This window comes from Phyllobacterium myrsinacearum (genome assembly GCF_014138285.1).
GTDB classification, from domain to species: domain Bacteria; phylum Pseudomonadota; class Alphaproteobacteria; order Rhizobiales; family Rhizobiaceae; genus Phyllobacterium; species Phyllobacterium myrsinacearum_A.
On record NZ_JACGXN010000001.1, the window covers coordinates 1,918,615 to 1,925,481 of the forward strand.

Below are 6,867 nucleotides of genomic sequence, written 5' to 3' on the forward strand. Positions count from 1 at the left end.
AACAGACAAAAGGCTCCGGTAACGGAGCCTTTTTCATGGCAGTTGTTTGCTCATCGGCTGTCCCGACAATTCTCCCCGCATTGTCGCCGCACCATTGTTCCTGTAACCGCAGGTTTCATAAAACCGGTGTGCCGTGCGCGTGCTCGTCAATGTGCTCTGACGAGCTCCCTGTTGAACTGCATAGTTCTCAAGCGATTGCAGCAGCGCCTTGCTGACACCGCGAAAACGGGCACCGGGTGAAACGTAGTTCAGCATGATTTCACCGGATGCGCTCCCAAAGCCCACGCCAAGTATTGTGTCTCCGTCGACGGCCACGAGCAACTGCCCATTGGGGTTGTTCATCCATTTCAGCACGTTTTCGGGTGTCTTGTTGGCAAGCCACGGATCAAGCACGGCACGGTTTCCGGCATGATCGGCAATACAGAGTTCTTCAATCGAACGACACAGCACATTGCATATCTGAACTTTGTCGTCGGGGATGGCCGCTCTGATTTTCATGCAATGCCTTCCTGTTCGTGCAGGACATGCAACGCACCCGGCAGTCGCTCGTAATAGACGTCCCATTCGTCTTCGGCGGTCTGCACAAAACCATGCCGCGCATAAAAGCGTCCGGCATCGCTTTGCTGGAGCACGCTCAAACGAATCGGCAGCCGGGCGGTGTCGGCTTCGCCAAGCAATTGGTGCAGGACTGCGCTGCCCAGCCCTTTGCCCTGTTGCTCGGGAGCAATGTAGAAATGTTCAAGCAGCAGATGAGCGTCCACCGGTCCCATCGCTACGCAGCCTGCCAGTGAACCCTGCGGCGCCATGATGAGGCGCGTATAATGGGGCCGGTAGGAATTGCGGAAGCGATCATAGGCCCGCCATTCATCAAAACGGCCAATCCGCTCCAGACTTTCGCGCATGCACCGGAGGCGCAATTGCAGAAGTCGGTCAAAGTCCTCTACGGTCGCGGGGGCAAGGGTAAACATGGAAACTACCTGTGGTGACTTGGTTGCCTTCAGGCTGATTTTACCCGAAATCTTTGTCAATATTATCTACGCCGGAACACTATATTCACAGGGGATACGATGATCGGTTACACAATGATCGGAACGAATAATCTGCCCAGAGCCCTCCGGTTTTACGATCCGCTTATGGCCGGGATGGGTCTTGATCAATGCTGGCGTGATGAACAGTCAACGTCGTGGGGCAGGCGCGCCGATGAAAATTGCCCCCGGTTCTTCGTCGGCTATCCCTTTGATGGCGGCGCCGCAACAATTGGCAACGGTGTGATGACGGCCTTCCGGTTTGACGATGCCGGCATTATTGACCGCCTGTATGAACTGGCGATGAAAAATGGCGGAAGCGATGAAGGTGCTCCCGGATGGCGACCCCAGTATGGCGAAGGCTTCTACGGTGCCTATGTTCGCGATCCCGATGGCAACAAACTGGCCTTTGTCTGTTACGACGCCAAGCAACCGGGATGACGCAGTGGGGCGGCCGATTGTCCTGAAACGAAAAAGGCTCCGGAAATCCGGAGCCTCTTGTCTTTGTTATGGCGCAAGGATCAGCGTGCGTCGGAACCCGTCGAGACGAGTGCCTTCTGCTGCTTGATAGCCGCAGCTTTCACCGCGTCCTGCACCTTTTCGAAAGCGCGCACCTCGATCTGACGTACACGTTCACGGCTGATGCCGAATTCGGTCGACAGATCCTCAAGGGTTATCGGGTCGTCGGCCAGACGGCGAGCCTGGAAAATGCGGCGTTCGCGATCATTGAGCGACGACATCGCACCCGAAAGCATTTCGCGCCGGTTCTCAAGTTCGTCCTGTTCGATCAGCATTTCTTCAGCGCTGTCGTGGTCATCGACCAGCCAGTCCTGCCAATCGCCACCGGCTTCACCATCGGAAGAGCGGATCGGGGCATTCAGCGATGCATCGCCGGATAGCCGGCGGTTCATCGATACGACTTCGTCTTCGGACACACTGAGACGGGTTGCGATTTCCTTGACCTGTTCAGGGTTAAGATCACCGTCATCCAGCGCCTGAATCTTGCTCTTCACCTTGCGCAGGTTGAAGAACAGGCGCTTCTGGTTGGCTGTCGTGCCCATCTTGACCAGACTCCACGACCGCAGGACATATTCCTGAATCGAGGCCTTGATCCACCACATGGCATAGGTCGCCAAACGAAAGCCGCGTTCCGGCTCAAAGCGTTTGACCGCCTGCATCAGGCCGACATTGCCTTCGGAAATGACTTCACCAATCGGCAAACCGTAGCCGCGATAGCCCATGGCAATCTTGGCAACGAGCCGCAGATGGCTGGTCACAAGTCTATGAGCCGCTTTCGGATCCGCATGCTCCAGATACCGCTTGGCGAGCATGTACTCTTCCTGCGGTTCAAGCATGGGAAAACGGCGAATCTCTTCGAGATAACGGGTCAGTCCCCCGTCACCTGCAACAATACTTGGAAGATTTTGGGCCACTGAGCACCCCTCCTCGTTGTGAAATGAACCCCCATTATCGGCGGGTTCGCAGCAACCGGCCGCCCGCATGGCGCGGCACGACCGGAATAGTGCTATCCATATATAGGTAGCATTTTGTCAAAAACACGATGCATTAAGAACCGAAACAATTTGTCACATAAATGTGAACAATAGAGTCAGGATTTCCGTCTGCGTTCTATAACGTACGGTATGAAACAAAGTTCCGCAAGTGTTTTTGATTTTTTCTGCGAGTGTGATCCTAAAGGGGTGTCGTTCGAAATGCTGTCAGGAGTTCCGCCATATCCTCAGGCACATCTGCTTCGAAGCGCATGATCTCGCCGGTGGACGGGTGTTCGAAGGCCAACACCTGTGCATGCAGCGCCTGTCTCGAAAAGCCTTTGACCACGCTTTGCAGCGGTTCAGCCAGCTTGTTTGCCTTGGTCTTGTAGGCACTGCCATATTCCACGTCACCCACAAGCGGATGGCCGATATGGGCCATGTGCACGCGAATCTGATGGGTTCGACCGGTTTCCAGGCGGCATTCGATGAACGAAGCAACAGCAGTCGAATCTTCCTTTGCCCCGAACCGTTCCTGCACGTCGAAATGCGTGACTGCATGACGGGCATCGTCGCGCTGTTCATGCACAACGGCCTGCTTGGTACGATCGCGATGCGAGCGTCCGAGCGGCGCGTCAATCGTGCCGGTCTTGCGGTCGGGCGTACCCCAGACGAGGGCGAGATAGGCGCGTTCGAGATCGCCGGTACGGCCGTGATCGGCAAACTGAGCGCTGAGATGGCGGTGGGCGAGGTCGTTCTTGGCCACAACCATGACACCGCTGGTTTCCTTGTCCAGGCGGTGAACAATGCCGGGGCGTTTGACGCCGCCAACGCCGGAAAGTGTATCGCCGCAATGGTAGATCAGCGCGTTGACAAGTGTGCCGGTCCAATTGCCATTGCCGGGGTGAACCACAAGTCCCGCAGGCTTGTTGATGACGATCAGGTCGGCATCTTCGTAAAGAATATCGAGCGCGATGTCTTCGCCCATCGGTGTTGCGTCTTCAGGCTCGGGGATTTCCACCGTAACGCTGAGACCTTCGCGCAGTTTGTGTTTTGTCTCGCGCACGACCTTGCCGTCGACGTTGACCTGACCGTCGCTGATGAGCGCCTGGATGCGGTTGCGGGACAGATCCGGGGCGAGTTGCGCCGATAGCCATGCGTCAAGACGCTTGCCCGTTGCCTCGTTATCGGTAATTAGCTCTTTCAAAGAACTCGTCCCTTCGTTACAGAGGCTTGGTTTCGAAACCTCGGAGAATGCCATACATGGCCAATATCAATGCTGATACAGAAACGGAAGAGCAGCCGCTCGATCCTGCAATGGAACGGGTGCGCCGCAAGATGATCCGGCTTCTGGCTGTTTCCATCGGCATTATGGTGATTGGTCTTATGGCGGTGCTTGCGGCCATTGTCTACAAGATTAACCAGCCTGTGAGCGGCGCCGTCAAGCAGACAGCCACCCACACCGAGGCTCCGGGGCAGCCTATCGGCGATGCGCTGGTGGGCGAAGCCATCACGCTTGACCCGGGCACACGTGTGCTGTCGCACAATCTTTCCGGCTCGATGCTGTCGCTGGAAACACGGCTGGCAAACGGTACGCGGCAGATCCTTGTCTATGATGTGGCGACGAAGCGCGTCGTGGCGCGCATTTCTGAAGCTGCCAACTAGGGTTTCCGTGCCCGTGCAATGACCATTCAGCATAAATGGTCATTGCACTTTTTGATTTGCTTGATTATACCCGGCCAATCGACTGCGCGCCCATCGTCTAGCGGTCAGGACACCGCCCTCTCACGGCGGGAACAGGGGTTCGATTCCCCTTGGGCGTACCAATCATCAAGAATCTCAGTGAGAAGTGATTGGCCGGCTTTCACCGGCCATTGATTCATCAGCCGCGCTTCTTTTTCACCTCGGCCATGCGCGGCTTGGTTTCGAGGCCGCTCTTGTAGAGATTGTTCCGGTCCAGATTCTTGACATCACGCTCGCCGCACAGCGCCATGGTGACATCCAGTTCCTTGCGGATAATTTCCAGTGCCTGAGTGACACCCTGTTTGCCACCCGCGCCGAGCCCGTAGAGGAATGCGCGACCGATAAAGGTGCCCTTGGCGCCGATGGCGAGCGCCTTCAATACATCCTGCCCCGAACGGATACCGCCATCGAACAGGACTTCAATCTTGTCACCGACTGCATCGACGATATCGGCGAGGACGGAAATCGAGGAGGGTGCGCCATCCAGCTGGCGGCCGCCATGGTTCGATACGATGATCGCATCCGCACCAGTTGATACGGCCATGCGCGCATCCTCAACGTCGAGAATACCCTTGATGATAAGCTTGCCGCCCCACCGTTCCTTAATCCAGGCAACATCGTTCCAGGACAGGCGCGGATCGAACTGTTCGTCCGTCCACGTGCCAAGCGAGGAGAGATCGCCCACACCTTTGGCGTGCCCGACGATATTGCGGAACGTCCGGCGCTCGGTCTTGAGCATGCCGAGGCACCATTGCGGGCGGGTGGCCATCTGCCAGATATGCTTGGCTGTGAATTTGGGCGGGGCGGAAAGCCCGTTGCGTACATCCTTGTGGCGCTGGCCAAGGATTTGAAGATCAAGCGTCAGCACCAGTGCGGAACATTTTGCAGCCTTGGCACGATCGATGAGGTTATAGATGAAATCCCGGTCACGCATCACGTAGAGCTGGAACCAGAATGGCTTCTTCGTCACCGAGGCGACGTCCTCGATGGAGCAGATGCTCATGGTCGACAAGGTGAAGGGGACACCAAATTCTTCCGCCGCCTGCGCCGCCAGCATTTCGCCGTCCGCATGTTGCATGCCCGTCAGGCCGGTCGGTGCAAGTGCGACGGGCATGGAGACCGTTTGGCCCGCCATGGTGCTTTCCAGCGTTCGGTCGGTCATATCGACGGCAACACGCTGGCGCAGCTGGATCTTGCGGAAATCCTCCTCGTTGGCGCGATAGGTGCTTTCTGTCCAGGCACCTGAATCCGCATAGTCGAAGAACATTTTGGGCACGCGGCGCTGGGCGAGCCTTTTCAGGTCGGCAATTTCAATAGGATTCGTCATGAGGTTCCGTCCGGAGGTTTCAATTTTTATTTTGACAATAGCAAGGTTGAGAAGACAAGACCTAAATTACCGTCATCTGATCTCAGAAATTATATACGATGATTCATTTTACAGGTAAATTTATATCTGACATTTGGCATAAGCCCGAATGTTTGGTTATGGTCGTTTTCTGCCGCATCAATTTTCCAAAGGATACCTGTCCATGACAAAACAACCGGTTCTCGTGCTCGGCCCCCTCATGCCCTATCTGCTGGCGGAACTTGAGAAGCGATATGCGATCGAGAAACTTTACGAAGAAAAGGATGCGCTGAAATTTCTGCAGGAAAATGCCGGGCGTTTTCGCGCGGCTGTGACCAGTACTTTCACCGGCATCACGGCCGATATGATCGACCTGCTGCCTCAGGTGGAGATCATCTCATCCTTTGGCGTGGGGACGGACTCGCTGGATGTCGCCTATGCCAATACCAAAGGTATCAGGGTAGCCAATACGCCTGACGTGCTGAATGAAGACACGGCCAATATGGCGCTGCTGCTGCTTCTGGCGTCGACCCGTGATCTGGTGAAGAATGATCGTTTCGTGCGCGAAGGACGCTGGGCCAAGGGCGAGAATGCGCCACTGGCCTCGGGTATCGAAGGCAAACGCGTTGGGCTTGTCGGGTTGGGCCGCATCGGCAGCGTGATCGCCCAAAAGCTTCTGGCCTTCGGATGCGACGTGGCCTACCACACGCGCAACAAGAAACCTGATGCTCCCTACACCTACTACGAGAATCTGGTTGAGCTCGCCCGTGACAGTGCGGCACTGATCGCTATCCTGCCGGGCGGTGACGCAACGCAGGGTGTGATCTCGCGGGAGGTACTGAAAGCGCTTGGGCCTGACGGAACCTTCGTCAACGTGGCGCGCGGCACTGTGGTGGATGAGGTGGCGCTGGTGGAATTGCTGCAATCGGGCGAACTCGGGCGGGCGGGGCTCGATGTGTTCGCCGATGAGCCAAAGGTGCCGGAAGCCCTGTTCAAACTCGACAATGTGGTGCTTCAGCCGCATATGGGCAGTGCTACGGAGGAGACACGCCGGGCGATGGCGGATCGTGTCGTCACCAATCTGGAAGGCTATTTCGCGGAGAAGCCCTGAATTGGAATCGGGCTTGTCGGGTTTTGACCGGCAAGCCCGTTTCTTTGAAGTTTATCCGAACACCACTGTCTTGTGCCCATTGAGCATGACGCGGGATTCGAGGTGTTTCTTCACCGCCCGTGCCAGAACCCGGCTTTCAATATCGCGGCCGGT

At 56.4% G+C, this 6,867-nt stretch carries 8 protein-coding genes, 1 tRNA gene and 1 pseudogene; 4 read left to right on the plus strand and 6 right to left on the minus strand.

The features are described 5' to 3' along the window. Positions 1-33: 33 nt before the first annotated feature. On the minus strand, positions 34-498 hold the full coding sequence (locus FHW16_RS09555) for a GNAT family N-acetyltransferase (RefSeq protein WP_182548839.1): 465 nt from the start codon (positions 496-498) through the stop codon (positions 34-36). Further along, complete coding sequence (locus FHW16_RS09560; RefSeq protein ID WP_182548840.1) at positions 495-968, minus strand: GNAT family N-acetyltransferase; 474 nt, start codon at positions 966-968, stop codon at positions 495-497. Before FHW16_RS09560 ends, FHW16_RS09555 begins: the two co-directional genes overlap by 4 nt. Before the next feature lie 99 nt (positions 969-1,067). On the opposite strand from FHW16_RS09560, the gene FHW16_RS09565 reads away from it, so the two are divergent. After that, the gene (locus tag FHW16_RS09565; protein WP_182548841.1) at positions 1,068-1,466 is read left to right on the plus strand and encodes a VOC family protein; all 399 of its coding nucleotides are present in this window, start codon (positions 1,068-1,070) and stop codon (positions 1,464-1,466) included. 80 nt (positions 1,467-1,546) lie between these two features. Here the strand turns inward: FHW16_RS09565 and rpoH are convergent, their stop codons facing one another. Continuing rightward, positions 1,547-2,458, minus strand: coding sequence for an RNA polymerase sigma factor RpoH (gene rpoH / locus FHW16_RS09570; protein WP_182548842.1), 912 nt, complete (start codon positions 2,456-2,458; stop codon positions 1,547-1,549). A gap of 259 nt (positions 2,459-2,717) precedes the next feature. After that, positions 2,718-3,776: an RluA family pseudouridine synthase gene (locus FHW16_RS09575; protein WP_182548843.1), complete on the minus strand. Its 1,059-nt coding sequence runs from the start codon at positions 3,774-3,776 to the stop codon at positions 2,718-2,720. A gap of 2 nt (positions 3,777-3,778) precedes the next feature. On the opposite strand from FHW16_RS09575, the gene FHW16_RS09580 reads away from it, so the two are divergent. Beyond that, positions 3,779-4,180 carry a fimbrial protein gene (locus FHW16_RS09580; protein WP_182548844.1) on the plus strand — a complete coding sequence of 134 codons (402 nt, stop codon included), beginning with the start codon at positions 3,779-3,781 and terminating at the stop codon, positions 4,178-4,180. Positions 4,181-4,266: 86 nt separating this feature from the next. Next, positions 4,267-4,341 (plus strand) — tRNA-Glu (locus FHW16_RS09585). Positions 4,342-4,397: 56 nt separating this feature from the next. On the opposite strand, the gene FHW16_RS09590 is transcribed toward FHW16_RS09585, so the two are convergent. Continuing rightward, the gene (locus FHW16_RS09590; protein WP_182548845.1) at positions 4,398-5,585 is read right to left on the minus strand and encodes an alpha-hydroxy acid oxidase; all 1,188 of its coding nucleotides are present in this window, start codon (positions 5,583-5,585) and stop codon (positions 4,398-4,400) included. Positions 5,586-5,787: 202 nt separating this feature from the next. On the opposite strand from FHW16_RS09590, the gene FHW16_RS09595 reads away from it, so the two are divergent. Beyond that, entirely contained in the window at positions 5,788-6,714 is a 927-nt protein-coding gene (locus tag FHW16_RS09595; protein WP_182548846.1) for a 2-hydroxyacid dehydrogenase, read from the plus strand. A gap of 51 nt (positions 6,715-6,765) precedes the next feature. On the opposite strand, the pseudogene FHW16_RS28810 reads toward FHW16_RS09595, so the two are convergent. Then, a pseudogene (locus tag FHW16_RS28810) lies at positions 6,766-6,867 on the minus strand (formyltetrahydrofolate deformylase); the annotation flags it as partial.

Bases quoted from the DNA above. Each gene is read 5' to 3' on its own strand.
- FHW16_RS09555 (WP_182548839.1), bottom strand. From the start codon at position 498: ATGAAAATCAGAGCGGCCATCCCCGACGACAAAGTTCAGATATGCAAT.
- FHW16_RS09560 (WP_182548840.1), bottom strand. From the start codon at position 968: ATGTTTACCCTTGCCCCCGCGACCGTAGAGGACTTTGACCGACTTCTG.
- FHW16_RS09565 (WP_182548841.1), top strand. From the start codon at position 1,068: ATGATCGGTTACACAATGATCGGAACGAATAATCTGCCCAGAGCCCTC.
- FHW16_RS09575 (WP_182548843.1), bottom strand. From the start codon at position 3,776: ATGGCATTCTCCGAGGTTTCGAAACCAAGCCTCTGTAACGAAGGGACG.
- FHW16_RS09580 (WP_182548844.1), top strand. From the start codon at position 3,779: ATGGCCAATATCAATGCTGATACAGAAACGGAAGAGCAGCCGCTCGAT.
- FHW16_RS09590 (WP_182548845.1), bottom strand. From the start codon at position 5,585: ATGACGAATCCTATTGAAATTGCCGACCTGAAAAGGCTCGCCCAGCGC.
- FHW16_RS09595 (WP_182548846.1), top strand. From the start codon at position 5,788: ATGACAAAACAACCGGTTCTCGTGCTCGGCCCCCTCATGCCCTATCTG.